22 protein-coding genes are annotated in these 22,987 nt (G+C 71.4%); 10 read left to right on the plus strand and 12 right to left on the minus strand.

All coding sequences use genetic code 11. The annotated features are described in order from the left end of the window. Positions 1-181: 181 nt before the first annotated feature. The 6 genes from thpD to ACFYWX_RS42290 all read right to left on the minus strand — a co-directional run bounded on the left by thpD (position 182) and on the right by ACFYWX_RS42290 (position 5,314). Positions 182-1,075 (minus strand): ectoine hydroxylase, encoded by an 894-nt coding sequence (gene thpD, locus ACFYWX_RS42265; RefSeq protein ID WP_389430574.1) that lies wholly within the window; start codon positions 1,073-1,075, stop codon positions 182-184. Positions 1,076-1,081: 6 nt separating this feature from the next. Beyond that, positions 1,082-1,486 (minus strand): ectoine synthase, encoded by a 405-nt coding sequence (locus tag ACFYWX_RS42270; protein ID WP_389430576.1) that lies wholly within the window; start codon positions 1,484-1,486, stop codon positions 1,082-1,084. A gap of 18 nt (positions 1,487-1,504) precedes the next feature. Continuing rightward, positions 1,505-2,776 carry a diaminobutyrate--2-oxoglutarate transaminase gene (ectB, locus tag ACFYWX_RS42275; protein ID WP_389430578.1) on the minus strand — a complete coding sequence of 424 codons (1,272 nt, stop codon included), beginning with the start codon at positions 2,774-2,776 and terminating at the stop codon, positions 1,505-1,507. Between the two features lie 13 nt (positions 2,777-2,789). Further along, a complete protein-coding gene (ectA, locus tag ACFYWX_RS42280; protein ID WP_389430579.1) occupies positions 2,790-3,305 on the minus strand; it encodes a diaminobutyrate acetyltransferase in 516 nt (171 codons plus the stop codon). Between the two features lie 305 nt (positions 3,306-3,610). Beyond that, positions 3,611-4,138: a DinB family protein gene (locus ACFYWX_RS42285; protein ID WP_389430581.1), complete on the minus strand. Its 528-nt coding sequence runs from the start codon at positions 4,136-4,138 to the stop codon at positions 3,611-3,613. A gap of 57 nt (positions 4,139-4,195) precedes the next feature. Continuing rightward, positions 4,196-5,314: a pyridoxal-phosphate-dependent aminotransferase family protein gene (locus ACFYWX_RS42290; RefSeq protein WP_389430582.1), complete on the minus strand. Its 1,119-nt coding sequence runs from the start codon at positions 5,312-5,314 to the stop codon at positions 4,196-4,198. Positions 5,315-5,466: 152 nt separating this feature from the next. Between ACFYWX_RS42290 and ACFYWX_RS42295 the strand changes: the two genes are divergently transcribed. From ACFYWX_RS42295 to ACFYWX_RS42335, 9 genes are all read left to right on the plus strand, one after another. After that, positions 5,467-6,330: a transporter substrate-binding domain-containing protein gene (locus ACFYWX_RS42295; RefSeq protein ID WP_389430584.1), complete on the plus strand. Its 864-nt coding sequence runs from the start codon at positions 5,467-5,469 to the stop codon at positions 6,328-6,330. 4 nt (positions 6,331-6,334) lie between these two features. Further along, positions 6,335-7,168, plus strand: a complete 834-nt coding sequence (locus ACFYWX_RS42300) for an amino acid ABC transporter permease (protein ID WP_389430586.1) — start codon at positions 6,335-6,337, stop codon at positions 7,166-7,168. Further along, positions 7,165-7,956 carry an amino acid ABC transporter ATP-binding protein gene (locus ACFYWX_RS42305; protein WP_389430587.1) on the plus strand — a complete coding sequence of 264 codons (792 nt, stop codon included), beginning with the start codon at positions 7,165-7,167 and terminating at the stop codon, positions 7,954-7,956. The genes ACFYWX_RS42300 and ACFYWX_RS42305 overlap by 4 nt, the downstream gene beginning before the upstream one ends. A 14-nt stretch (positions 7,957-7,970) precedes the next feature. After that, the gene (locus ACFYWX_RS42310) at positions 7,971-9,062 is read left to right on the plus strand and encodes an amidohydrolase family protein (RefSeq protein WP_389430589.1); all 1,092 of its coding nucleotides are present in this window, start codon (positions 7,971-7,973) and stop codon (positions 9,060-9,062) included. Positions 9,063-9,295: 233 nt separating this feature from the next. Further along, on the plus strand, positions 9,296-10,150 hold the full coding sequence (locus ACFYWX_RS42315) for an ABC transporter permease (RefSeq protein ID WP_389430590.1): 855 nt from the start codon (positions 9,296-9,298) through the stop codon (positions 10,148-10,150). Further along, the gene (locus tag ACFYWX_RS42320; protein ID WP_389430591.1) at positions 10,147-11,034 is read left to right on the plus strand and encodes a carbohydrate ABC transporter permease; all 888 of its coding nucleotides are present in this window, start codon (positions 10,147-10,149) and stop codon (positions 11,032-11,034) included. The genes ACFYWX_RS42315 and ACFYWX_RS42320 overlap by 4 nt, the downstream gene beginning before the upstream one ends. Positions 11,035-11,073: 39 nt before the next feature. Further along, positions 11,074-12,723, plus strand: coding sequence for an extracellular solute-binding protein (locus ACFYWX_RS42325; protein ID WP_389430593.1), 1,650 nt, complete (start codon positions 11,074-11,076; stop codon positions 12,721-12,723). Positions 12,724-12,765: 42 nt separating this feature from the next. Continuing rightward, positions 12,766-13,827 carry a LacI family DNA-binding transcriptional regulator gene (locus tag ACFYWX_RS42330; protein ID WP_389430594.1) on the plus strand — a complete coding sequence of 354 codons (1,062 nt, stop codon included), beginning with the start codon at positions 12,766-12,768 and terminating at the stop codon, positions 13,825-13,827. A 76-nt stretch (positions 13,828-13,903) separates the two neighbouring features. Next, positions 13,904-15,823: a DUF2264 domain-containing protein gene (locus tag ACFYWX_RS42335; RefSeq protein WP_389430595.1), complete on the plus strand. Its 1,920-nt coding sequence runs from the start codon at positions 13,904-13,906 to the stop codon at positions 15,821-15,823. On the opposite strand, the gene cobC is transcribed toward ACFYWX_RS42335, so the two are convergent. The 6 genes from cobC to cobM are packed head-to-tail and all read right to left on the minus strand — an operon-like array spanning position 15,771 to position 22,112. After that, positions 15,771-16,832: an Rv2231c family pyridoxal phosphate-dependent protein CobC gene (gene cobC, locus ACFYWX_RS42340; protein ID WP_389430596.1), complete on the minus strand. Its 1,062-nt coding sequence runs from the start codon at positions 16,830-16,832 to the stop codon at positions 15,771-15,773. The genes ACFYWX_RS42335 and cobC overlap by 53 nt on opposite strands. Further along, complete coding sequence (locus ACFYWX_RS42345; protein WP_389430597.1) at positions 16,822-17,760, minus strand: sirohydrochlorin chelatase; 939 nt, start codon at positions 17,758-17,760, stop codon at positions 16,822-16,824. The genes cobC and ACFYWX_RS42345 overlap by 11 nt, the downstream gene beginning before the upstream one ends. Continuing rightward, positions 17,757-18,344, minus strand: a complete 588-nt coding sequence (locus ACFYWX_RS42350) for a precorrin-8X methylmutase (protein WP_389430599.1) — start codon at positions 18,342-18,344, stop codon at positions 17,757-17,759. Before ACFYWX_RS42350 ends, ACFYWX_RS42345 begins: the two co-directional genes overlap by 4 nt. Further along, positions 18,341-20,059 (minus strand): precorrin-3B C(17)-methyltransferase, encoded by a 1,719-nt coding sequence (gene cobJ / locus ACFYWX_RS42355; protein WP_389430600.1) that lies wholly within the window; start codon positions 20,057-20,059, stop codon positions 18,341-18,343. Before cobJ ends, ACFYWX_RS42350 begins: the two co-directional genes overlap by 4 nt. After that, the gene (cbiE, locus tag ACFYWX_RS42360; protein WP_389430601.1) at positions 20,056-21,297 is read right to left on the minus strand and encodes a precorrin-6y C5,15-methyltransferase (decarboxylating) subunit CbiE; all 1,242 of its coding nucleotides are present in this window, start codon (positions 21,295-21,297) and stop codon (positions 20,056-20,058) included. Before cbiE ends, cobJ begins: the two co-directional genes overlap by 4 nt. Beyond that, positions 21,294-22,112 carry a precorrin-4 C(11)-methyltransferase gene (gene cobM, locus ACFYWX_RS42365; RefSeq protein ID WP_389430603.1) on the minus strand — a complete coding sequence of 273 codons (819 nt, stop codon included), beginning with the start codon at positions 22,110-22,112 and terminating at the stop codon, positions 21,294-21,296. The genes cbiE and cobM overlap by 4 nt, the downstream gene beginning before the upstream one ends. A gap of 131 nt (positions 22,113-22,243) precedes the next feature. Here cobM and ACFYWX_RS42370 point away from each other — a divergent pair, with 131 nt between their 5' ends. Then, positions 22,244-22,972: a ZIP family metal transporter gene (locus ACFYWX_RS42370; protein WP_389430605.1), complete on the plus strand. Its 729-nt coding sequence runs from the start codon at positions 22,244-22,246 to the stop codon at positions 22,970-22,972. The last annotated feature ends 15 nt before the right edge of the window (positions 22,973-22,987 follow it).

The raw sequence follows: 22,987 nt of genomic DNA on the forward strand, positions 1-22,987 counted from the left end.
GGACCCCCGGCCGAGTGCAGCTCACCGCACTGGAGTGAAATCCCGCGCTCCGATGCTGGATTCTCCGGGGGCCGACCCCCGGACCCCCGGCCGAGCGCAGCTCACCGCACTGGAGTGAAATCCCGCGCTCCGATGCTGCATTCTCCGGGGGCCGACCCCCGGACCCCCGGCCGAGTGCAGCTCACCGCACTGGGGTGAAATCCCGCGCTCCGATGAACTCCGGCCGAGGCACCGGTGCCGAGAACGGCGCCACGGCCTCGTTCTCCACGCTGTTGAACACGATGAAGACGTTGCTGCGCGGGAACGGGGTGATGTTGTCGCCCGACCCGTGCATGCAGTTGCAGTCGAACCAGGTCGCCGAACCGGCCCGCCCGGTGAACAGCTTGATGCCGTACTGGGAGGCCATGGCCGTCAGCGCCTCGTCCGACGGCGTGCCCGCGTCCTGCATCTGCAGCGACTTCTTGTAGTTGTCCTTCGGCGTGGCCCCCGCACACCCGAGGAAGGTGCGGTGCGAGCCGGGCATGATCATCAGCCCGCCGTTGGTGTCGTAGTTCTCGGTCAGCGCGATCGAGACGGACACGGTGCGCATGTTCGGCAGACCGTCCTCGGCGTGCCAGGTCTCGAAGTCCGAGTGCCAGTAGAAGCCGGAGGCACCGAAGCCCGGCTTGACGTTGATCCGTGACTGGTGGACGTACACGTCCGAGCCGAGGATCTGCCGGGCCCGCCCGACGACCCGCTCGTCGCGCACCAGCGCGGCGAACAGCTGGCTGATCTTGTGTACCTCGAAGACCGACCGGATCTCCTTGGACTGCGGCTCGATGATCGACCGCTCGTCGGCGCGGATCCCCGGGTCGGCGACGAGCCGGTTCAGCTCGTCCCGGTAGACGGCGACCTCGTCGTCCGTGATGAGCTGCTCGACGGCCATGAAGCCGTCCCGCTCGAACGCCTCCAGCTCACCGGCGGCGATCGGGCCGGGCGTGCCCGGCGAACCCCAGACGACGGGGTCCTGCCGGGGCACGGACACCTCGGTGGCTCCGCGGCTGGGGTACAGATCAGTGGCGATGGTCGTGGTCATGATCCCTCACACCTCCTCGGGTTCGGTGAGCAGCGGGTAGACGCCGTTCTCGTCGTGGTCCTCCCGTCCGGTCACGGGCGGGTTGAAGACGCAGATGCAGCGGAAGTCCTCCTTGATGCGCAGCGTGTGCCGCTCGTGCCCGTCGAGGAGGTACATGGTGCCGGGCGTGATGATGTGCGCCTGCCCGGTCTCGTGGTCGGTCAGTTCGGCCTCGCCCTCGACGCAGACGACGGCCTCGATGTGGTTGGCGTACCACATGGACGTCTCGGTCCCGGCGTACAGAACCGTCTCGTGCAGCGAGAAGCCGACCCGCTCCTTGGCGAGCACGATGCGCTTGCTCTCCCAGGTGCCGGACGCCGACCTCACATGCCGGTCGGTTCCTTCGATGTCCTTGAACGAACGGACGATCACGGGGTGCGTGCCTCCTCGCTAGTTGGTTTCCCGTACGGCGCGGGCGAGGACGCGCAGGCCCTCGTCCAGCTCCTCGGGCGTGATGGTGAGGGCCGGGAGCAGTTTGAGGACCTCGCTCTCCGGACCCGAGGTCTCGACCAGGAGCCCGAGCTCGAAGGCGCGCTTGGCGACCTTCCCGGCGCGCTCCTTGTCGTGGAACTCCATGCCCCAGACCAGACCGCGGCCGCGGTACTCCTTGACGTCGGTCAGGTTCTCCTCGGTGATCGAGATGAACGCCTGCTCGACCTGCTCGCCGCGCGCCTTCGTCTGCTTCTCCATGGCGGAGCCGTCGGCCCAGTACGTCTCCAGGGTGGCGGTGGCGGTGACGAACGCCGGGTTGTTGCCGCGGAAGGTGCCGTTGTGCTCGCCCGGCTCCCAGACGTCCAGCTCGGGCTTGAACAGGCACAGCGACATGGGCAGTCCGTAGCCGCTGATGGACTTGGACACGGTGACGATGTCGGGCACGATCCCCGCCTCCTCGAAGGAGAAGAAGGCGCCCGTACGACCGCAGCCCATCTGGATGTCGTCGACGATCAGCAGCATGTCCTGGCGCTCGCACAGCTCGGAGAGCGCGCGCAGCCACTCGGGACGCGCGACGTTGATGCCGCCCTCGCCCTGCACGGTCTCCACGATCACCGCGGCGGGCTTGTTGAGGCCGGAGCCCTGGTCCTCCAGGAGCCGCTCGAACCAGAGGAAGTCCTCCACCGTGCCGTCGAAGTAGTTGTCGAACGGCATCGGGGTGCCGTGCACGAGCGGGATGCCCGCGCCGGCGCGCTTGAACGCGTTGCCGGTGACGGCCAGCGACCCCAGGGACATGCCGTGGAAGGCGTTGGTGAACGACACGATGGACTCGCGCCCCTTCACCTTCCGCGCCAGCTTCAGCGCGGCCTCCACGGCGTTGGTGCCGGTCGGCCCCGGGAACATGACCTTGTACGGCAGGTCACGCGGCCGCAGCACGAGGTCCTGGAAGGTCTGCAGGAAGGACCGCTTGGCCACGGTCGACATGTCCAGGCCGTGAGTGACACCGTCCCGCAGCAGATAGTCGATCAACGCCCGTTTCAGCACGGGGTTGTTGTGGCCGTAGTTGAGTGATCCGGCGCCCGCGAAGAAGTCGAGGTAGGTGTGGCCGTCCTCGTCGTACATGCGGCTGCCGCTGGCACGGTCGAAGACGGTGGGCCAGCCGCGGCAGTAGCTGCGCACCTCGGACTCCACGGTTTCGAAGACGCTGAGGTCGGGCTGGGTGATGGTCACGGCGAATCGCTCCTCAATGCGACGGGTGGTTCAACGGGCCGATCTGGTACAGAACTTCGGGATCGTGCGGACCGTCCGGGAACTGGTCCCGGTCGAACAGGACCTTCTGCTCGACGGCGGCGCCGTGTCGGGCGGCGAACGACGTGAACAGGCGCTCGGAGGCGGTGTTGCCCGGCGTGATCGTCGTCTCGACGGACGTCACACCGTGCTCGGCCATGACACGCGCGGTCAGACCGTCGAGCAGCCGGGCAGCGAGCCCCCGCCCCCGCTGCGCGGCGTCGACGGCGACCTGCCACACGAGGAGGGTCCCCGGGCGCTCCGGACGCAGGTAGCCGGTGATGAAGCCGACGGGCTCGCCGTCGGCCCCACGGGCCACCGCCGACGTACCGGCGAAGTCGCGACACCACAGCAGATAGCTGTAGGAGGAGTTCAGGTCGAGCGTTCCCGACTCCTTGGCAATCCGCCAGAGCGCGGCCCCGTCGGCCACCTTCGGGTGGTCTATGTGCAGGTCTGCTGGTGCGGCAGTCATGCGAATTGAATTTACCCAGGGAAATTCGAAAATGCATTGCCGCTCGGGGTTACGCGCGGGAGGTCGATGTGTTATCGCGCGTGCGGGAGCGGGCGCGCGGGAATGTGGAGAATGTCCGAGTTTGTTCGCCTCAAAAGACGCAAAACACCTCACCTGTGGAACGCGTCACAGGGGCGTAACCCTCACGGAATCTGCCCGAATCACCCCGCTCGACGTTCGCAGAATCTTTGCGTTTAGGTACCGGGAAAGCGGGCAGAAGAATATGGAAAGCTATCTCGAAAGCAATAGCCAGAATTTCCTTGAATTCAGGCTCCGGTAACTCCGTCGATGCGCTCTCGAAGGATGTCCGCGTGACCGTTGTGCCGGGCGTACTCCTCGATGAGATGAATGAGAATCCAGCGCAGACTGACCTCGAGGCCGGCCATCGGACCGTCGGCGATCCGCCCGGAGTCCTCCAGCGACCGCCCGGCGCACAGCCCCCGCCCCCGCGCGATCTCCCGCCGCCAGACCGCCAGCGCCTCGTCGAGCCCCCGCCCGGGATCGAGGGTGTACCCGGTCTCCTCCTCGAACACCGGCGGTACGTCCAGCCCCGCGAACGCCCGCTGCAACCAGTTCCGCTCGACCTCGGCGAGGTGCTGCACCAGCCCGAGGAGCGTCAGTCCCGACGGCTCGGCGGACGCCAGCCGCACCTGCGCGTCGTCCAGCCCACGGCACTTGAGCTCCAGCGTGGCGCGGTGGAAGTCCAGCCAGCTCTCGAGCATGGGGCGCTCGTCGCCGGTCATGAGGGGGATGGGGCGGCCGTCGGGGAGGGTCCCGGGAGTCTCGGTGGTCATGCCGTGAGCATCGCAGGACCCACTGACAGCGGTGCCGCCCTCAGCTCGGGGCGGACCTCACCGCCACGCGTCCTCGACCGCCCCGAGCGCCGCGCCCAGATCCACCACCAGACCCTTCCCCGCGAGCGCCCCGCCCAGCGCCGCCAGGCAACTGCGCACCGCCCCCGGTGTCGCGTCCGCGCCGTAGTGGTTGACCCGGATCATCTCCTGGGCCAGCGCACCCCCACCCGCGGCCAGCGGCAGCGCCGGGTCGGCCTCCAGGGACCTGCTCACCAGATCCGCCGCCACGACCCCCGGCGGTGTCCGCAGCGTCGTGGCCACCGGGGCCGCGTCCTGCGCCTCGTGCACATAAGGTTCGAGGCCGCCCAGCGCCACCGCCCCCGCCCGCGTGGCCGCCGCGGCGCGCGCGTGCCGGGCCATCACCGCGTCCAGTCCCGCCGTCTCGATCCGCTCGACGCACGCCTGAAGCGCCAGCATCTCCAGCTGGGCGGGCGCGTGCAGCAGGGCCGCCCGGCCGCCGTCGATCCAGCGCTCCTTCCAGTCGAGGAGGGAGAGGTACGACCGGCGCGGAGCCTTCGGGTTCGCCGCCATCCGCGCCCACGCCCGCTCGCTCACCGACACCGCCGACACGCCCGCCGGACCGCCCATCGCCTTCTGCGCGCCGATCACGCACAGGTCCACGCCCCACGCGTCCGGCAGCACCGGCTCGGCCCCGACGGAGGCGACCGCGTCCAGGTAGAACAGCGCGCCGTGCTCCCTCACCACCTCGCCTATCTCCGCGACCGGGTTGGTGTTGCCGGTCGCGGCCTCCGCGTGCACCAGCGACACGAAGTCGATGCCGGGGTGCTCGGCGAAGGCCTCCCGGATCTGCTCGGCCCTGACGGCCGTGTGGAACGGCACCGCCAGGTCGATCACCGTCGCGCCGCAGTCCCGCAGCCAGTCGCCGAAGGTCTGCCCGTAGGGGCCCGTGATGACGTTCAGGGCCGTCGTGCCGGGGCCGGCCGTGCCCCGGATCGCGCCCTCCAGCGGCAGCAGCGCCTCGCCCTGCATGATCACGACGTCCTGCCGGGTGTCGAGCAGTCGCGCCACCCGGTCCTCGATCGAGGCGAAGCGGGCGGCGCTCAGCGGGGGCAGGTCCAGGAACGGGTGCGTCACGGCGGTGCTCTCTTCACTCACGGGGTAGAGGTGACGAGAGTAACCGGCATGCACCTGACCCTCGGGCTGGCGACTTCGTAGGTCAAACGGCTTCACGACCACTGGTTTGGTTTGAGAGACTCAAACTTCTCCTTATAATCGGAACCTATAGTTCCCCCACAGGAAGGCCCGCCGTGAACACGCTCCCCGGGCGTCGGACCCGTGTCCTGGCCGTCACCACCGCTACGGCAGGGCTCATGCTCGTGGCTGCCGCCGTCTCCGGCTGCACCTCCACCGACGACGGTGGCAGCGGCTCGAAGACCGCCGCCGGCGGGGTCGAGCTGGTCAAGGCCGGAAAGCTCACCACCTGCACGCACCTGCCGTACCCGCCGTTCCAGTCGGAGATCGACGGCAAGGTGCAGGGCTTCGACGTCGCCCTCGTCGACCTGGTGGCCAAGGACCTGGGCGTGAAGCAGGCGGTCCTCGACACCCCCTTCGAGAACTTCAAGACCGGCGCCTTCCTCAACTCCGGTGAGTGCGACCTCGCAGCGGCCGGCATGACCATCACCGACGAGCGCAAGAAGAACGTCGACTTCTCCGACCCGTACTTCGACGCCACCCAGGCCGTCCTGGTCGACAAGGACGCCGGGGTGAACTCCCTCGCCGACATCAAGTCCAAGAAGGTCAAGCTCGGCGCCCAGGCGCAGACCACCGGCGAGGAGTACGTGCAGAAGCAGGGCTTCGACCCGGTCTCCTTCGAGTCCTCCGACGCCGTCCTCAACGGCCTGCGCACCGGCCAGGTCAAGGCGGTCGTCATCGACTACCCGGTCGTCCAGGGCTGGCTCAAGGACAAGGCCACCGCGGACGCCTTCAAGGTGGTCGACAACCTCAACACCGGTGAGCAGTACGGCTTCACGGTGAAGAAGGGCAACGCCAAGCTCGTCGCCGCCATCAACAAGGCGATCGCCGACGCCAAGGCCGACGGCACCTACAAGGAGCTGTACGAGAAGTGGATCGGCCCCTACGACGCGTCCGCGGCCTCGCCGTCCGCCTCCTGACCCGATGACCGACACAGACGTACGACTCCAGCCCCGGAAGAAGGGCCTGACCCGCCGGCAGAAGCGGAGCGTCTCGCGCGGCGTGCAGTACGCCGTGTTCGTCGCCGCCGTGATCGCCTTCGCGGTCTCGGCCGACTGGGGACGACTGCAGAACCAGTTCGCGCAGGCCGACATCGCCGAGCGGATGTTCCCGGACGTCATCACGCTGGCGCTGAAGAACACCGTGCTGTACACGGTGTCCGGCTTCGCCGTGGGCCTCGCCCTCGGCATGGTCGTCGCGCTGATGCGACTGTCGTCCGTGGGCCCCTACCGGTGGCTCGCCGGCATCTACATCGAGATCTTCCGCGGACTGCCCGCCCTGCTGATCTTCATCTTCATCGGCGTGGCCGTGCCGCTCGCCTTCCCCGGCACGGAGATCATCGGCGGCACGTACGGCAAGGTCGCCCTGGCGCTCGGCCTGGTGGCGGCCGCGTACATGGCGGAGACGATCCGCGCCGGCATCCAGGCGGTGCCCAAGGGGCAGATGGAGGCAGCCCGCTCCCTGGGCTTCTCCCCGGCCCGCGCGATGATCTCGATCATCATCCCGCAGGCGTTCAGGATCATCCTCCCGCCGCTCACCAACGAACTGGTGCTGCTGTTCAAGGACTCCTCCCTGGTGCTGTTCCTCGGCGTCACCCTGGAGGAGCGCGAACTGTCCAAGTACGGCCGCGACCTGGCCAGCCAGACCGCCAACTCCACGCCGATCCTCGTCGCCGGCCTGTGCTACCTGCTGGTGACCATCCCGCTCGGCTTCGTCGTGCGCCGCATGGAGGCGAAGGCCCAGGAGGCCGTGAAATGAGCCGACCCGAGATCGAGGTACGCGGACTGCACAAGTCCTTCGGCGACAACGAGGTGCTGCGCGGCCTCGACCTGGAGATCAGGCGGGGCGAGGTCGTCTGTGTCATCGGCCCGTCGGGATCGGGCAAGTCGACGCTGCTGCGCTGCGTGAACCTCCTGGAGGAGCCGACCAAGGGCCAGGTCTTCGTCGGCGGCACCGAACTGACGGACCCCGACGTCGACATCGACGCGGCCCGCCGCCGTATCGGCATGGTCTTCCAGCAGTTCAACCTCTTCCCGCACCTCACGGTGACCGAGAACCTGACCCTGCCCCAGCGCCGGGTGCTCAGGCGCGACAAGGCGCAGGCCGCGAAGGTGGCCGCGGAGAACCTGGAGCGGGTGGGCCTGTCCGAGAAGGCGACCGCGTACCCGTCCTCCCTCTCCGGCGGCCAGCAGCAGCGGGTGGCCATCGCCCGCGCGCTGGCCATGGGCCCCGAGGTGATGCTCTTCGACGAGCCGACGTCGGCACTCGACCCGGAGCTGGTGGGCGACGTACTGGCGGTCATGCGCATGCTGGCGAACGAGGGCATGACGATGATGGTGGTGACCCACGAGATGACCTTCGCCCGCGAGGTCGCCGACCGGGTCGTCTTCATGGACGACGGCGTGATCGTCGAGGACGGCACCCCCGCCCAGGTCATCGGCGACCCCCGGCACGCCCGCACCCGCCACTTCCTCTCCCGCCTCCTCGACCCCGCGATGGCGGACGTGGAGGAGGAGACGTCTCAGCAGGTGGGCAAGACGGAGTAGCTAAGGTGCGGTACATGAGCGATCACGCGGTGCTGCACGTGAAGGGCCGGGTCCTGGTCGGGCCCGACGACGTCCGCGACGAGCTGTGGGTCGTCGACGGGCGGGTCTCCTACGACCGGCCCGCGGGCGCCCGCGACGTCCGCACGGTGGAGGGCTGGGCGCTGCCCGGCCTGGTCGACGCCCACTGCCACGTGGGCCTGGGCGCGCACGGCCCGGTCGACACGGACGTCGCGGAGAAGCAGGCACTGACCGACCGCGAGGCCGGCACCCTGCTGATCCGCGACGCGGGCTCGCCCTCCGACACCCGCTGGATCGACGACCGCGAGGACCTGCCGAAGGTCATCCGCGCCGGCCGGCACATCGCCCGCACCCGCCGCTACATCCGCGGCTACGCCCACGAGATCGAGCCGGACGACCTGGTGGCGTACGTCGCCCGGGAGGCCCGCCGGGGCGACGGCTGGGTCAAGCTGGTCGGCGACTGGATCGACCGCGAGGTGGGCGACCTGTCGCCCTGCTGGCCGCGGGCCGCGGTCGAGGCGGCGATAACAGAAGCCCACCGCCTGGGTGCGAGGGTCACGGCCCACTGTTTCTCCGAAGACTCCTTGCGGGACCTGGTCGAGTCCGGCATCGACTGCATCGAACACGCGACGGGCCTCACGGAGGACCTGGTCCCGCTGTTCGCCGAACGCGGTGTGGCGATCGTCCCGACCCTGGTCAACATCGCCACCTTCCCCGAGCTGGCCGACGGCGGCGAGTCGAGGTACCCCCGCTGGTCGGCCCACATGAGGCGCCTGCACGAACGCCGCTACGACACCGTCCGCAACGCCCACGACGCCGGCATCCCGGTGTACGTCGGCACGGACGCGGGCGGCACCCTGCCCCACGGCCTGGTCGCCGCCGAGGTCGCGGAACTGGTCACGGCCGGCATCCCACCGGTCGAGGCCCTCGCGGCGACCACCTGGGCGGCCCGCAGGTGGCTCGGCCGACCGGGGCTGGAGGAGGGCGCGGCGGCTGACCTCGTCGTCTACGACACCGACCCGCGCGCGGACGTACGGGTGCTGGGGGCGCCGCGACGGGTGGTCCTCGCCGGACGGGTCGTCGACTGAGGGCGTCCGAAAACTTTCGAGAATTGGTCAACGCCCCTTCTGTGTCAGGGCTGTTGACCGCCTAATGAAAGCGTTTTAACTTCCTCTCACTCGACTCCGAGACATGAGGGGGACCCGTGGCCGTTGCACTACGGGAACACGCAGGTGAAAAGGAGGTCGGCAGCGCTCGTCGTCGCACGAGCGGCCCGCGTCCGTCGCGAAAGCGCTTTCAAAGCCCCGCTCTCCTGCTGCTCATGCTGCCCGGTCTCGCCTACTTCCTGCTGTTCCACTACGGCGCACTGGTCGGCAACGTCATCGCGTTCAAGGAGTACGTGCCCTTCGACGGCATCTGGGGCAGCCCCTGGGTCGGCCTGGGCAACTTCCAGCGCATGTTCGAGGACGGGGAGTTCTGGGCCGCGGTCCTCAACACCCTCTGGATCGCCGTCCTCCAGCTCGTCTTCTACTTCCCCGTGCCGCTCGGCCTCGCCCTGCTGCTGCACAGTCTCACCTGGAGTTCGGTGCGCCGCTTCGTGCAGTCGGTGGCGTACCTGCCGCACTTCATCTCGTGGGTGATCGTCGTCGCCCTCTTCCAGCAGGTCCTCGGCGACACCGGGCTGCTGAACTCCTCGCTGGACGGCATGGGACTGCACACCGTCGACCTCATCGGCAACCCCGACGCCTTCCGGCCGCTCGTCGTCGCCCAGGTCATCTGGAAGGACGCCGGCTGGGGCACGATCATCTTCCTCGCCGCGCTCTCCCAGGTCGACGAGCAGCAGTACGAGGCCGCCGCCCTCGACGGAGCCGGCCCCTGGCGGCGCTTCTGGCACGTCACCCTGCCCGCCATCCGCCCGGTGGTCATCCTGCTGCTGATCATGCGGCTCGGCGACATCCTCTCCGTCGGCTTCGAGCAGATGCTGCTCCAGCGCGACGCGGTCGGCCCCGAGACGGCCGAGATCATCGACACCTTCGTCTACTACCAGGGCATCGTCGGCGGCGACTACGGCTTCGCGGCCGCCGCGGGCCTCTTCAAGGGCGTCATCGGCGCCCTCCTCGTCTACGCCGCCAACAAGGTCGCCCACCGCCTCGGCGAACAGGGGGTCTACAAGTGAGTGCCCAGGTCCGTCCGGGGTGGATGGAGAAGCCGAAGCCGGTGACGCAGGTCGGCAAGGTCCTCGCCCTCGCCGCCGTCGTCCTGCTGGTCTGCGTGCCGTTCCTCGTCATCGTCTCGACCTCGCTCGCCTCCACCGAGGAGGTCGTGGACAACGGCGGCTGGGTGCTGTGGCCGACCGAGCCCTCGCTGAAGGCGTACCGCGACATCCTCGACGGCGGCATCGTCACCCACGCCCTCGGTGTCAGCGCGGGCGTCACCGTCGTCGGCACCCTGCTCAGCCTCGCCTGCACCGTGACCCTCGCCTACGCCCTCTCCCGCCCCGGCGTCCTCGGCGGCAGGCCCGTCCTGCTGCTCGTCCTGTTCACGTTCCTCTTCCCGCCCGGCATGATCCCGAGTTTCCTGCTGGTCAAGGAGCTGGGCCTGCTGGACAGTTACGCCTCACTGGTCCTGCCCGTCCTCGTGAACGTCTTCAACCTCGTCGTTCTGCGCGGCTTCTTCCAGGGCATCCCCGAGGAGCTGTACGAGGCCGCGCGGCTCGACGGAGCCGGGGACTGGCGGGTGCTGGTCTCGGTGGTCCTGCCGCTGTCCAAGGCCGCGCTCGCCGTGGTCGGCCTGTTCTACGCGGTGGCGTACTGGAACTCCTGGTTCTACGCCTCGCTCTACCTGGAGAGCGACCACTGGCCCCTCCAGCAGGTCCTGCGCACCTACGTCGTGGCCGGCTCCGGCCTCACCGACGCCACCACCGGCGAGGGCACGATCACCGCCCCGCAGACCGTGCAGATGGCGGTGCTGGTGATCGCCACCGTGCCGATCCTGCTCGTCTACCCGTTCCTGCAGAGGTACTTCACCAAGGGCGTGCTCACCGGCGCCATCAAGAGCTGACATCTCATCAACAGCCGTGTGTAGAAAGGTGATCCGCCCATGCCCCGCATGTCCCGACGCACCCTCCTGCGCTCCATGGCCGCGGGTGGCGCCGCCGTCTGTGTCCCCGGTCTGCTGACCGCCTGCTCCACCGAATCCGGCGACAGCGACGTCTCCAACGCCGGCAAGAAACTCGCCCCCTGGCCCGCCCACAAGCCCGCCAAGGGCCCCCAGCCGGACCTCGCCCCCAGCGACGCCGGCGTCCAGGCCGGCTACACGGCCTACCCCGCCGACCTGGTGAAGTCCGTCTCCCGCACCCCGGGCGACGGCTCCACCATCAAGGTCATGTCGGTCTCCTTCGGCACGCCCCCCAAGCCCGCCTCCGCCAACCGGTTCTGGGCGGCCGTCGAGAAGGCCCTCGGCGTGAAGATCGAGTACACGATCGTCTCCCAGGCCGACTACCAGAAGAAGATGGCGACCGTCATGGCCGCCGACCCCGACGACCTCCCGGACGTCATCAACATCTTCTCCGGCTTCGTGCTGCCCCGCGAGGCCGAGTTCGTCCAACGGCGCGCCGAGGACCTCACCCCCCACCTCTCCGGCGAGGCCGTCGCCGACTACCCCAACCTCGCGAACATCCCCACCCACGCCTGGCGCGACATGGGCCGCATCGGCGGCCGCGTCTACGGCATCCCCCTCGAACGCCCGCTGCCCGGCTCCACCCTCTGGCTCAACCAGGGCATGTTCACCGGCGCGGGCATGAAGGAGGGCTGGACCTCCACCGACTTCGCCGCCGTCGCGAAACAGGCGACCAGCGGCCGCACGTACGCGCTCGGCGCCGCCTCCGGCTCCCTCTTCGGCAACGCCGTGCACTCCGCCGCCCACAACGCGCCCCAGGAGTGGGCCGTCACCGAGAACGGAACCTTCAGACCGGCCTGGGCCGACGACCGCTTCAAGGCGTCGATCGCCTTCCAGGCCGAGCTGCGCAAGAACGGCTGCTACCACCCCGACGCCACGTCCATCTCCCAGATCGACCTGACCACGCTCTACTACAACGGCACCGTCGGCTCCATGCAGGACGGTTTCGGCGCCTACCTCCCCAAGTACCGGGAGTCCCGAGGCAAGCTGACCCCGGCGGCGGCACTGCCGTACAGCGTCGACGGCGAGCCCGGCGGCATCGTCGCCGCCCGCCGCTCCTTCGGCTACACCGTGCTGAAGAAGGCGAAGAAGGAACGCGTCCAGCTGCTGCTGCGCGTCCTCGACTACCTCGCCGCCCCCTTCGGCAGCCAGGAGTGGGAACTCGTCCACTACGGCGTCGAGGGCACCCACTTCACCCGCGGCAAGGACGGCTCCCCGCAGCCCACCAAGCTCGGCGAGGTCGAGAACAACACCAACCTGCCGCTGAAGTACCTCGCCGAAGGCCCCCAGGTGCTGTTCGTGCCCGGCATGCCCGACGCCGTACGGGCCCTGCACGCCTGGCAGCAGAAGACGGTCCCGCGCGCCATCCGCAACGCCTCCTACGGCCTGCAGTCCCGCACGAAGAACTCCCAGGGCACCACCCTCAAGGCGCTCCTCGAGGACACCGTCACCGGGATCGTCGCCGGGCGGCTTCCGCTGTCCGAATGGGACGCGACGGTGAAGAAGTGGCGGGGCCGGGGCGGCGACAGAATGGCCGAGGAGTTCGCGAAGGACTTCACGGCCAACACGTGACGCTCCGCCGGCGGAACAGGAGACGCGGGGATGGGGAACGGCATGACAGGCAAGGGGCGGGTCACGATCCGCGAGGTCGCCGAGCGGGCGGGCGTGTCCATGGCCACGGCATCGCGGGCGCTCAGCGGCAACCATCCCGTGCCCGCCGCCACCCGGGCCCGTGTGCTGCGTGCCGCGCGTGACCTCGACTACGTCGCCAACGCGCATGCGCGTGCGCTGGTGGGTGGTGGCCGCAAGATGGCCGCCGTCGTCGTCCGCCAGGTCACCAGCCCCTTCTACGCCCAGGTCGCCGAGGGCGTCGAGGCGGAGGCCGCCGACCGCGGCTGGCTCTGCGTGGTCGGCGCGACGGGCGGGGACCCGCAGCGCGAGATGGAGTTCGTGCAGCTCATGCGGGAGGAGGGGGCGCGGCTGGTGATCCTGGTCGGCGGGGTCGTCGAGGACGACGCGTACCGCTCGCGCGTGGCGCACTACGCGCAGGCCCTCGACTCCTCGGGCGCCCGGCTCGTGCTGTGCGGGAGGCCCGCCCCGGACCCGGACATCCCCGCGCTGGTCGTCGAGTTCGACAACCAGGCGGGGGCCAGGGCCATCACCGGGCATCTGCTGTCGGCGGGGCACCGGCGGATCGTCTTCCTCGGGGGGCTGCCCGGGAACACCGCGCTGGACGCCCGTGTCGCCGGGTATCGGGCCGCGCTCGCCGAGTACGGGCTGCCGCCGGGCGCCGCCCGTGTCGTGGACTGTGGCCTCGGTCGCGCGGCGGGCCTGCGCGCGATGACCGAACTCCTCAAGGAGACACGGGAGTTCACGGCGGTGGTGGCCGGGGACGACATGGTCGCCGCGGGAGCGCTCCGCGCGCTCGCCGAGGCGGGGCTGCGCGTCCCCGAGGACGTGTCGGTCGTCGGGTACAACGACATCCCGCTGGCCGAGGACTTCAACCCGCCGCTGACCACGGTGCGTACGCCTGCGGAGGAGCTCGGGCGGGCGGCTGTGCGGATCGCTCTGCGGGACCCGGAGCAGGCTGCCGGCACTCGTCATCTGCTCGGTACCCACATCGTCGTGCGCCGTAGCGTCGCTTCGCTGGGAGGGCCGTCGGGCGAGTGCGGGTGATGTCTGGCTGGTCGCGCAGTTCCCCGCGCCCCTTCGGGGCGCCTGTCATCCGACGAACATGGAGGACTCACCCCGCATGACCGCGCCGCATGTGTCGCCCCCCGACGATCCGACGCACCTGCTCCCGCTCCCCGACTACCTCTCGTCTCCCGTCACCGGCTGGACCCGCGCCCACTGGGAGGCCGTCGCCGATCGGCTCCTCGACGGGCTGTTGCCCTACGCGACCCCGGACTTCGCCCAGTACCGGCTGCCCGGACCGCCCAGCCACTCCGGGCCCTGGTCCGACGGTCTGGAGGGTTTCGCGCGGTCCTTCCTGCTCGCCGCCTTCCGCATCGCGGGTTCGGGCGGCCGCGTCGGACCCGCTCTCATCGAGCGGTACGCCGCCGGCCTCGCCGCCGGCACCGACCCGCACCACCCCGAGCACTGGCCGCCCGTCACCGACCGAGCCCAGCCCATGGTCGAGGCGGCCTCCATCGCCATCGCCCTGCACGAGTCCCGGCGCTGGCTGTGGGACCACCTCGACGACGGCGTGCGGGGCCGGGTCGGCGACTGGCTGGGCGGGTTCGTCGGTGCGGACGTCAACGACTCCAACTGGCGGCTGTTCCAGGTCATCACGGAGGAGTTCCTCGCCTCCGTCGGCGCCCCGTACCGCCGCGCCGAGATCGACGCGGGGCTCGCCCGCATCGACGACTGGTACCGGGGCGGGGGCTGGTACACCGACGGCGACGGCAGGAAGTTCGACTACTACAACGCCTGGGCGCTGCACCTGTATCCGGTGCTGTGGGCGCGGATCGCGGGGGAGCGCGCCGACCTGGGCACGGTCCTGCGGCACCGGGGCCGCCTGCGTGAGTTCCTCGCCGTCCACCAGTACTTCTTCGGCTCCGACGGCGCCCCGGTCCACCAGGGCCGCTCCCTCACGTACCGGTTCGCGACGACTGCTCCGCTGTGGGCGGGCGCCCTCGCCGACGCCACGCCGCTGCCGCCCGGCCGCACGCGCCGGCTCGCCTCGGGTGCTCTGAAGCACTTCGCCGAGCGGGGCGTGCCCGACGAGCAGGGACTGCTCAGCCTCGGCTGGTACCGGCCCTTCCTGCCCGTCACCCAGCGTTACTCGGGCCCCGCCTCCCCCTATTGGGCCAGCAAGGCCTTCCTCGGTCTGCTGCTGCCCGACGACCATCCCGTGTGGACGGCGACCGAGGAACCCGGGCCCGTCGACACTGCCGACACCACCCTCGCGCTGCCCGCACCGGGCTGGCTGCTGCACTCCACGGCCGCCGACGGGATCGTACGGCTCGTCAACCACGGCAGCGACCGGCTGCCGCCCCCGCCCGCCGCCGCCGACGACAGCCCGCACTACGCCAAGCTCGCCTACTCCAGCGCCACCGCCCCCGACACCCCGCCCGGCCCCGACAACCACATCGCCCTGCTCCCTCCCGACAGCACACCCTCGCAGCGGGGGCGTATCCACTCCCTGGGCGTCCGGGGCCGGTGCGCCGGGTCCCGGCAGGACGGGGGGATCGAAACCGTGAGCGTGGTGCACGGGCCGTGGGAGGTGCGCGTGCACCGCCTCGACGCGCCCCCGGGAACGCCGGTGCGCGAGGGCGGCTGGGCCGTCGCCGACGACACCGCGCCGCCGGTGGGGGAGACCGGCCCCGCGCTGGCCGTGGCCCGCCGCGCGGACGGTCTGACCAGCGCGCTCGTCGGCCTGTACGGCTGGGGCGACACCGAGGGCACGGTCGTACAGGCCTGTGGCGTCAACGCGGTCGGACATCATTCGGCGACGCCCGTCCTGCACCGCGCGGACGGAGCACGCCTGTTGGTGACGCTCGTGCTCCTCAGCGCCGACCCGGACGCCCTGCGGACGACCGGCGTGAGCGCCCGCGTCACCGACGACGAAGCCGTGGAGATCCGCTTCCCGGACGGTACCCGGGAGCGGGTGCCGTGCCTCAGGGATTCGTCAGTGTCATCGCCTGGTCCAGAGCCTGGAGGAAGGAGTTGACCGTCGCCCGGTCCCGCACCGCCAGCCGCAGCCACTCCTCGCCCAGGCCCGGGAAGGTGTCCCCGCGCCGGACCGCGAAGCCCAGGTCGCGCAGGCGGCGGCGGACGGCGGCGGCCCGGGGCAGCCGTACGAGGACGAAGGGCCCCTCGGCGGGCTCGGCCACCCGGACGCCGTCCACCGCGAACTCGGCGAGCCCGGCGACCAGATGCGCCCGGTCCGCGGCGACGCGATGGGCCGCGTGGGCCGCCTCCGCCAGAGCCCGCGGGGACACACACGCCTGTGCCGCGGCCAGCGCCGGCGTGGACACCGGCCACAGCGGCTGGGCCCGCTCCAGCTCCGCGATCGTCTCCGGGGCGGCCAGGACGTAGCCGACGCGCAGCCCGGCCAGCCCCCATGTCTTGGTGAGGCTGCGCAGGACGACGAGCCCGGGCACGTCCGTCCGCCCGGCGAGCGCCTCCCGCTCACCCGGCACGGCGTCCATGAACGCCTCGTCGACCACCAACGTCCGCCCGGGACGGGCGAGTTCGGCGATGGACGCGGCCGGGTGCAGCACCGACGTCGGGTTCGTCGGGTTGCCGATCACCACCAGGTCGGCGTCCTCGGGCACCGCCGCCGGGTCCAGGCGGAAGCCGTGCTCCTCGCGCAGCAGGACCCGGTCGACCGTATGGCCGGCGTCCCACAGCGCCGCCTCCGGCTCCGTGAACTGCGGGTGCACCACGACCGGCCTGCGCACCTTCAACGCCCGCGCCAGCAGCACGAACGCCTCCGCCGCGCCCGCCGTCAACAACACCCGCTGCACCGGCAGCCCGTGCCGCGCCGCCACCGCCGCCCGCGCGGCCCGCCCGTCCGGGTAGGCCGCGAGAGCTGTCAGCGACCCGGCGATGTGCGCGCGCAGCCACTCAGGTGGCGTGTCCGCGCGGACGTTCACGGCGAGGTCGACCAGCGCCGAGCCGTCGTCACGGACCTCGACGTCCCCGTGGTGGCGCAGATCGTGCCCGTCAGTGTGCATGTGAGTGCGCGTGCCCTCCGTGATGGTGGTGATGCCCGTGGCCGTGGTCGTGCCCGTCGTCGTCCGGGTGGAAATGCGGCTGCTGCGGCAGCCCCACCTTGTCCTCGAACCCCGGCAGCGCGACGCGGTACACGCACGAGTCGCAGTTCATCCGCAGGTCGCCCTGCACGGCCTCCTCGTACCGCTCCATCACCAGGTCCAGCAGCTCCGGCTCGGGACCGATGACGTCCGCCGACCGCACCTCGACCTCCGGGTGCGCGGCCGCCCAGCCCTCCGTCTGCTGCCGCACCCGCTCGGGCAGGATGCCCGTGAACAGGAAGTACGGCAGGACGACGATCCGCTTCGCACCCAACCGCACACACCTGTCCAGACCGCTCGGCACGTCCGGCGCCGCCAGCGACACGAACGCCGTCTCCACACCCGCGTACCCGCGCCCCTCCCACAGCAGCCGCGCCGCCTTGAACACCTCGGCGTTCGCGTCCGGATCGGTGGAGCCGCGGCCGACGAGCAGGACGGTCACGTCCGAGCGGTCCTCGGGCGTGCGCCCACGGGCCCCCAGGGCCTCGTCGAGACGCCGCTCGAGGACGCTCAGCAGCGCCGGATGCGGGCCCAGCGGACGCCCGTACGTGTACGTGATCCCGGCGTGCCGCTCCTTCTCGCGGGCCAGCGCCGCCGGGATGTCCCCCTTGGCGTGCCCGGCCGCCACCAGCATCAGCGGAACGGCGGCGAAACGGCGTACTCCCCGCTCCACCAGCTCGGTCACCGCCTCGCCCAGCGGCGGCGGGGACAGCTCGATGAAGCCGCCCGCGACGGGCAGTTCGGGGTGGCGGCGACCCAGCTCCCGGACGAAGTCACGGAACGCCTCGGCTCCGGCATCGTCCCGGGTGCCATGGCCGGCGATGAGCAGGGCGGGCGGCGGGGTGGTCACGATTTCTCCTCAGCGGAAACGGGGTGGTACAGCAGGGCGTTGAGCGCGGCCGCGGCCACGGCCGAACCGCCCTTCTCGGACACGTTGCTCACGGCGGGCAGCCCGCTTTCGCGGAGCGCGGCCTTGGACTCGGCCGCCCCGACGAAGCCGACGGGCAGACCGATGACGAGCGCGGGGGAGGCGTCCAGCGTCAGCAGTTCCTCCAGAGCGGTCGGCGCGCAGCCGATCACCCACAGCGCACCGGGCCCGACCTGCTCGTACGCGAGCCGGATCGCGTGCGCGGAACGGGTCAGCCCGGGGCCGGCGGTGGCCTCCTTGAGCCGGCAGACGGTGTCCCGCCGGGTGATCCCGGCCGCGACCATCTCCACGTCCACGACGACGGGCGCCCCGGCGTGCAGCGCGAGGTGCGCCTTCTCCAGGTCACCCTCGTCCGTGACGAGATCGCTCGCGTACTCCAGGTCGGCGGCGGAGTGGATGACCCGCTCCACGACCGCCCGGGTCAGCGGCGGGAAGTGCGAGGTGTCCAGGCGGGCACGCAGCCGCCGGAAGGACTCCTGCTCGATCGGGTGGACCACACGGTTCACTTGGGCTCCTCCTGCCCCGCGGCGGAGCCGCTCTTCGACGCGGACTCCTGCCAGCGGTAGCCGCGCGGCGTCACCATGCGCCCCGCGATGTCCCGGGTCGCCGTGTTGCCCACGGTCACAACCGTCATCATGTCGACCGTCGCCGGGTCCAGGTCCGTGAGAGTCGTCACCCGGGCGGTCCCGTCCGGCCGTGAGGCGTTGCGGACGACACCCACCGGCGTCGTCGGCTCCCGGTGCTCGGCGAGGATCGCGAGCGCCTTCGGCAGCTGCCAGTCCCGCCCCCGGGAACGGGGGTTGTAGAAGGTGACCACGATGTCCGCCTCGGCCGCCGCCCGCACCCGCCGCTCGATGACCTCCCACGGCGTGTGCAGGTCGGAGAGGCTGATCGACACGTGGTCGTGCCCGAGCGGAGCACCGAGGATCGCGGCCGCCGCGAGCGCGGCGGTGACACCGGGCACCCCGACCACGTCGATGTCGTCGGACGCCTCGGCCAGCGCCGGCGAGGCCATCGCGTACACGCCCGCGTCCCCGCTGCCGATCAGAGCGACCGCCTGCCCCTTCCGGGCCTCGGCGACGGCCGTCCGCGCCCGCTCCTCCTCCGCCCCGAGCCCCGACTCCAGGATCCGGGTGCCGGGCCGCAGCAGATCACGGATCTGGTCGACGTACTGATCGAGCCCGACGAGCACCGAGGCCCGCCGCAGCTCCGCCTTCGCCCGAGGCGTCAGCAGGTCCCGCGCACCCGGCCCGAGGCCCACCACCGCGAGCCGCCCCCGCGCGGGCCGCCGTACGACGGCACAGGTCGCCATGGCGGGCTGCCCGGCGGACTTCCGCTTCGGGACGAGGAGTTCGCCACCGCGTACGAGGGCTGCGGCCTCGGCGACGGAGGGGGTGCCGACGGCGGCGAGCGGGGCGTCGGACGGATTGGGGACGTCGATCCCGGCCAACTCGTCGGCGGAGTAGGTCACCAGGGGGACACCGAGGCGCCGGGCCGCGTCCAGAATCCCCGGTTCCCCGGCCTTGGCGTCGACGGTGGCGAGCTCGGCGAGGCTACGAGGAGAGAGGCCCGCGTCCTGCAGCGCGCCGTGGATCAGCTCCAGCACCTCCTCGACGGGGGCACCCTTGGAGGCACCGACGCCGACGACGAGGGAGGGCGGGCGCAGGAGCACCTCCTGCGCGCCGGGCTCGACGGCTCGGTCGGTCAGCCGGACGGTGTACGCCCCCTGCGCCGCCAGCGGCAGCGGAGGAAGCGGCCAGGCCACTTCGGTGTCGAGGGCGACCGGTTCCCCGTCCAGCACGGCCCTCGTCACCGCGGCGACATCACCTTCCAGCGGGAAACCGAGCGTGTCCAGCCCGGGAATCCCCACGGAGTCCGTCGCCGTGGTCACCACAGGATCGGCCCCCAGCAACTCCCCGACCTCGACGGCGAGTTCGTTCGCCCCACCTCCGTGCCCACCGACGAGGGAGACGGCGAAACGCCCGCCCTCGTCGACACACACCACACCGGGGTCGGCCGACTTGTCCTCCAGCAGCGGCGCGACCAACCGCACCACGGCCCCCGTGGCCAGGAAGCACACGAGCTGCTCGCACTCCGAGAACGCCCGCCGTACCGCGTCCCCCACAGGCCCGTCGTACACGCGCGTCCGCTGCGGCCAGGCCGCGGCCAGCCGGTCGCGCGCCGCCGCCCCCGCCGCGGTGGCGGAAATGAGGCCGATCACTGGGCAACTCCTTCTCGCAGGACGGGGCTTCTGACGCCCCACAACAGAAAGACCGGATTGGTGGCCGCCAGCCGGGTCACATCCCCCGGCAACGGTGCCAGCCGCGAGGACTGCAACAGCACCCCGTCGCAGTCGAACCCGGCGCCCGTGAGCGCGGAGCGCACCTCCGGCACCCGGTCCAGCGCGGCGAGCGCGACGACCACCGCCCGCCGGGCCCGCTGCGCACACTCCGCGACGATCCCGGTCAGCTCGCGCCCGCCGCCCCCGACGAAAACGGCGTCGGGATCGTCGAGGCCGGACAGCGCCTCCGGCGCCACCCCGTGCACCACGTGCACGTCGACGCCGTGCGCACCGGCATTCGCACGGATCCGCCCGACACCGTCCGCGGCCTTCTCCACCGCGCTCACGGCGGCGCCCAGCCGCGCGCACTCCACGGCCACGGATCCCGACCCGGAGCCCACGTCCCAGACCAGGTCGCCCGGGCGTGGCCCGAGCCGGGCCAGGGCGAGGGCCCGCACCTCGAACTTGGTGATCATCGAGTCGCGGTGGGCGAAGTCGCCTTCGTCCAGGGCCCACCCGGCGGCCGGCACGGCCGCCCCCGCGAGCGTCCGCACGGGACCCAGCGCCCGCGCCTCGTCGAGGCACAGCACCACGCTCACCGCGGTACCCCAGTCGCGGGAAGCGGCCTCGGCGGGGGAGACGCGCTCCACCCGCTCCTGCGCGGGGTCGCCCAGCGCCGACGCGACGACGAGCACCCGCCCACCGGCCGTCCGGGCCAGCGCGGCCCCCAGCTCGGCGGGCCCCGCCCCGGGCCCGGTCAGCACCGCGACCTTCGGATGCGCCCGGCACACGTTCACGGCTGTCCGCAGCTCCCGCCCGTGCGCGCTGACCACCACCGCGTCGTCCCAGGTCAGCCCGGTGCGGGCGAAGGCGGTGGCGACGGAGGACACCCCGGGCCGGACGTCGAGCACGTCGGAACCGAACCGTTCCGCCAAGGCCCGCACGATCCCGAAGAACCCGGGATCCCCGGAGGCCAGCACGACAACGGGCCGCCCCTTCTCCACGTACTCCGCGACGGTGTCGAGCGCGGGCGCCAACGGCCCCAGCACCACCCGCTCCGCGGCCTCGGGAAGCCGTACGGCGTCCAGGTGCCGTCGCCCGCCCACGACGAGCTCGGCACCGGCCACCGCGTCGAGGGGAACCGGCGCGCCCGTCCCCGTGCCGACGACGGTGATCACGTGCTGGCGCCCTTGGTGCGCAGGGCCCTGCGGGCCTTAGGGTCGGCCTTGCGGAACCCGTGGAAGTGACCGGGGTGGTAGAGGTGCGAGCGGGTGCCGTGCGCGTCCAGGGCCGGGCCGACGAGGAACAGGGTGTGCTTCCAGAGCTTGTGCTCCTTGACCGTCTCCTCCAGCGTGCCGATCGTGCACGTCACGACCAGCTCCTCCGGCCAGGTCGCCTGGTACGCGACCACGACCGGCGTGGACGTCGGATAGCCGCCCTCCAGCAGCTCCCGCACCAGCTGCCCGCTGCGGGCCGCCGACAGGAAGATCGCCATGGTCGTGCCGTGCTTGGCGAACTCCCGCACCTCCTCGCCGGGCGGCATCGGCGTCTTGCCGCCGCCGAGCCGGGTGAGGACCACGGACTGCGCGACCTCCGGGATGGTCAGCTCGCGCTGCGCGAGCGCGGCGACCGCGGAGAACGACGAGACACCCGGGACGATCTCCGTCGCGATGCCGATCGCGGCACACCGGTCGACCTGCTCCTGCGTGCCACCCCACAGCGCGGGGTCGCCGGAGTGGATCCGGGCGACCCTGAGCCCCTCGGCGAACGCCCGCTCGTACACGGCGACGACGTCCTCGAGGGACATGGTCGCCGAGTCGAGGATCTCCGCGCCCTCGCGCGCGTGCTCGAGGACCTCCGCCTGGACCAGGCTCGCCGCCCAGATCACCACGTCGGCGTCGGCGATGGCCCGCGCGGCGCGGAACGTCAGCAGGTCGGCGGCGCCGGGGCCGGCACCGACGAAGGTCACCTTGCCGGTGGGGGCATCGGCCATGGGATCGGGTCCTCTCGTACGGAACTTCGGGGGGCGGGACGTACAGGTCATACAGGGACAAGTCGTCCGCAACGTCAAAGAGTCGGGGGTCGGAGGTGCGTGAGCGGGGGTCGATCGGATAGCAAGGGCACATGGCGGTCTTCGTCGCGCTCGGCGCGTTCCTGATGACGCTGGCCGGCGGCTGGACGGCACAGCGCGTGACGGACCGCCGTCACCTCGTGCTGGGCCTGGCCGGCGGCCTGATGCTGGGCGTGGTCGGCCTGGACCTGCTGCCGGAGGCCCTGAAGGCGGCCGGCAGGGAGATCCACGGTGTCCCCGCGGCCCTGCTCCTGTTCGTGGCCGGCTTCCTCCTGGCCCACCTGGTGGAACGCCTGCTGGCCCACCGCCAGGCCGCGCACGGCGCGGAGGAGACCAACGGCAGAACACCCGAAGTGGGTTTGACGGCCGCGGCCGCGATGGTGGGTCACAGCGCCATGGACGGCGTGGCGATCGGCGCGGCCTTCCAGGTCGACGGAGGCATGGGCGTGGCGGTGGCCCTCGCGGTCATCGCGCACGACTTCGCGGACGGCTTCAACACGTACACACTCACCAGCCTGTACGGCAACGCCCGCCGCAGGGCGCTCGCGATGCTGTTCGCGGACGCGGTGGCCCCGGTCGTGGGCGCGGCCTCGACGTCGTTCGTCACCATCCCGGAGCACGTGCTCGGCGGCTACCTCGGCCTCTTCGGCGGCGCGCTCCTCTATCTCGCCGCCGCCGAGATCCTTCCCGAGGCCCACCACGAACACCCCGCCCGCTCGACCCTGCTGTGCACGATCGCGGGCGTCGGCTTCATCTGGCTGGTGGTGGGCCTCGCCGGCTGATCCGCTTCTTCGGGG

It is taken from the genome of Streptomyces sp. NPDC002888, from assembly GCF_042888465.1.
Taxonomy (GTDB): Bacteria; Actinomycetota; Actinomycetes; order Streptomycetales; family Streptomycetaceae; genus Streptomyces.

Coding starts and splice junctions, on each gene's coding strand:
- thpD (WP_389430574.1), bottom strand. CDS start 1,075: ATGACCACGACCATCGCCACTGATCTGTACCCCAGCCGCGGAGCCACC.
- ectA (WP_389430579.1), bottom strand. CDS start 3,305: ATGACTGCCGCACCAGCAGACCTGCACATAGACCACCCGAAGGTGGCC.
- ACFYWX_RS42285 (WP_389430581.1), bottom strand. CDS start 4,138: ATGACCACCGAGACTCCCGGGACCCTCCCCGACGGCCGCCCCATCCCC.
- ACFYWX_RS42300 (WP_389430586.1), top strand. CDS start 6,335: ATGACCGACACAGACGTACGACTCCAGCCCCGGAAGAAGGGCCTGACC.
- ACFYWX_RS42305 (WP_389430587.1), top strand. CDS start 7,165: ATGAGCCGACCCGAGATCGAGGTACGCGGACTGCACAAGTCCTTCGGC.
- ACFYWX_RS42310 (WP_389430589.1), top strand. CDS start 7,971: ATGAGCGATCACGCGGTGCTGCACGTGAAGGGCCGGGTCCTGGTCGGG.
- ACFYWX_RS42315 (WP_389430590.1), top strand. CDS start 9,296: ATGCTGCCCGGTCTCGCCTACTTCCTGCTGTTCCACTACGGCGCACTG.
- ACFYWX_RS42325 (WP_389430593.1), top strand. CDS start 11,074: ATGCCCCGCATGTCCCGACGCACCCTCCTGCGCTCCATGGCCGCGGGT.
- ACFYWX_RS42330 (WP_389430594.1), top strand. CDS start 12,766: ATGACAGGCAAGGGGCGGGTCACGATCCGCGAGGTCGCCGAGCGGGCG.
- ACFYWX_RS42335 (WP_389430595.1), top strand. CDS start 13,904: ATGACCGCGCCGCATGTGTCGCCCCCCGACGATCCGACGCACCTGCTC.
- cobC (WP_389430596.1), bottom strand. CDS start 16,832: ATGCACACTGACGGGCACGATCTGCGCCACCACGGGGACGTCGAGGTC.
- cobM (WP_389430603.1), bottom strand. CDS start 22,112: ATGGCCGATGCCCCCACCGGCAAGGTGACCTTCGTCGGTGCCGGCCCC.
- ACFYWX_RS42370 (WP_389430605.1), top strand. CDS start 22,244: ATGGCGGTCTTCGTCGCGCTCGGCGCGTTCCTGATGACGCTGGCCGGC.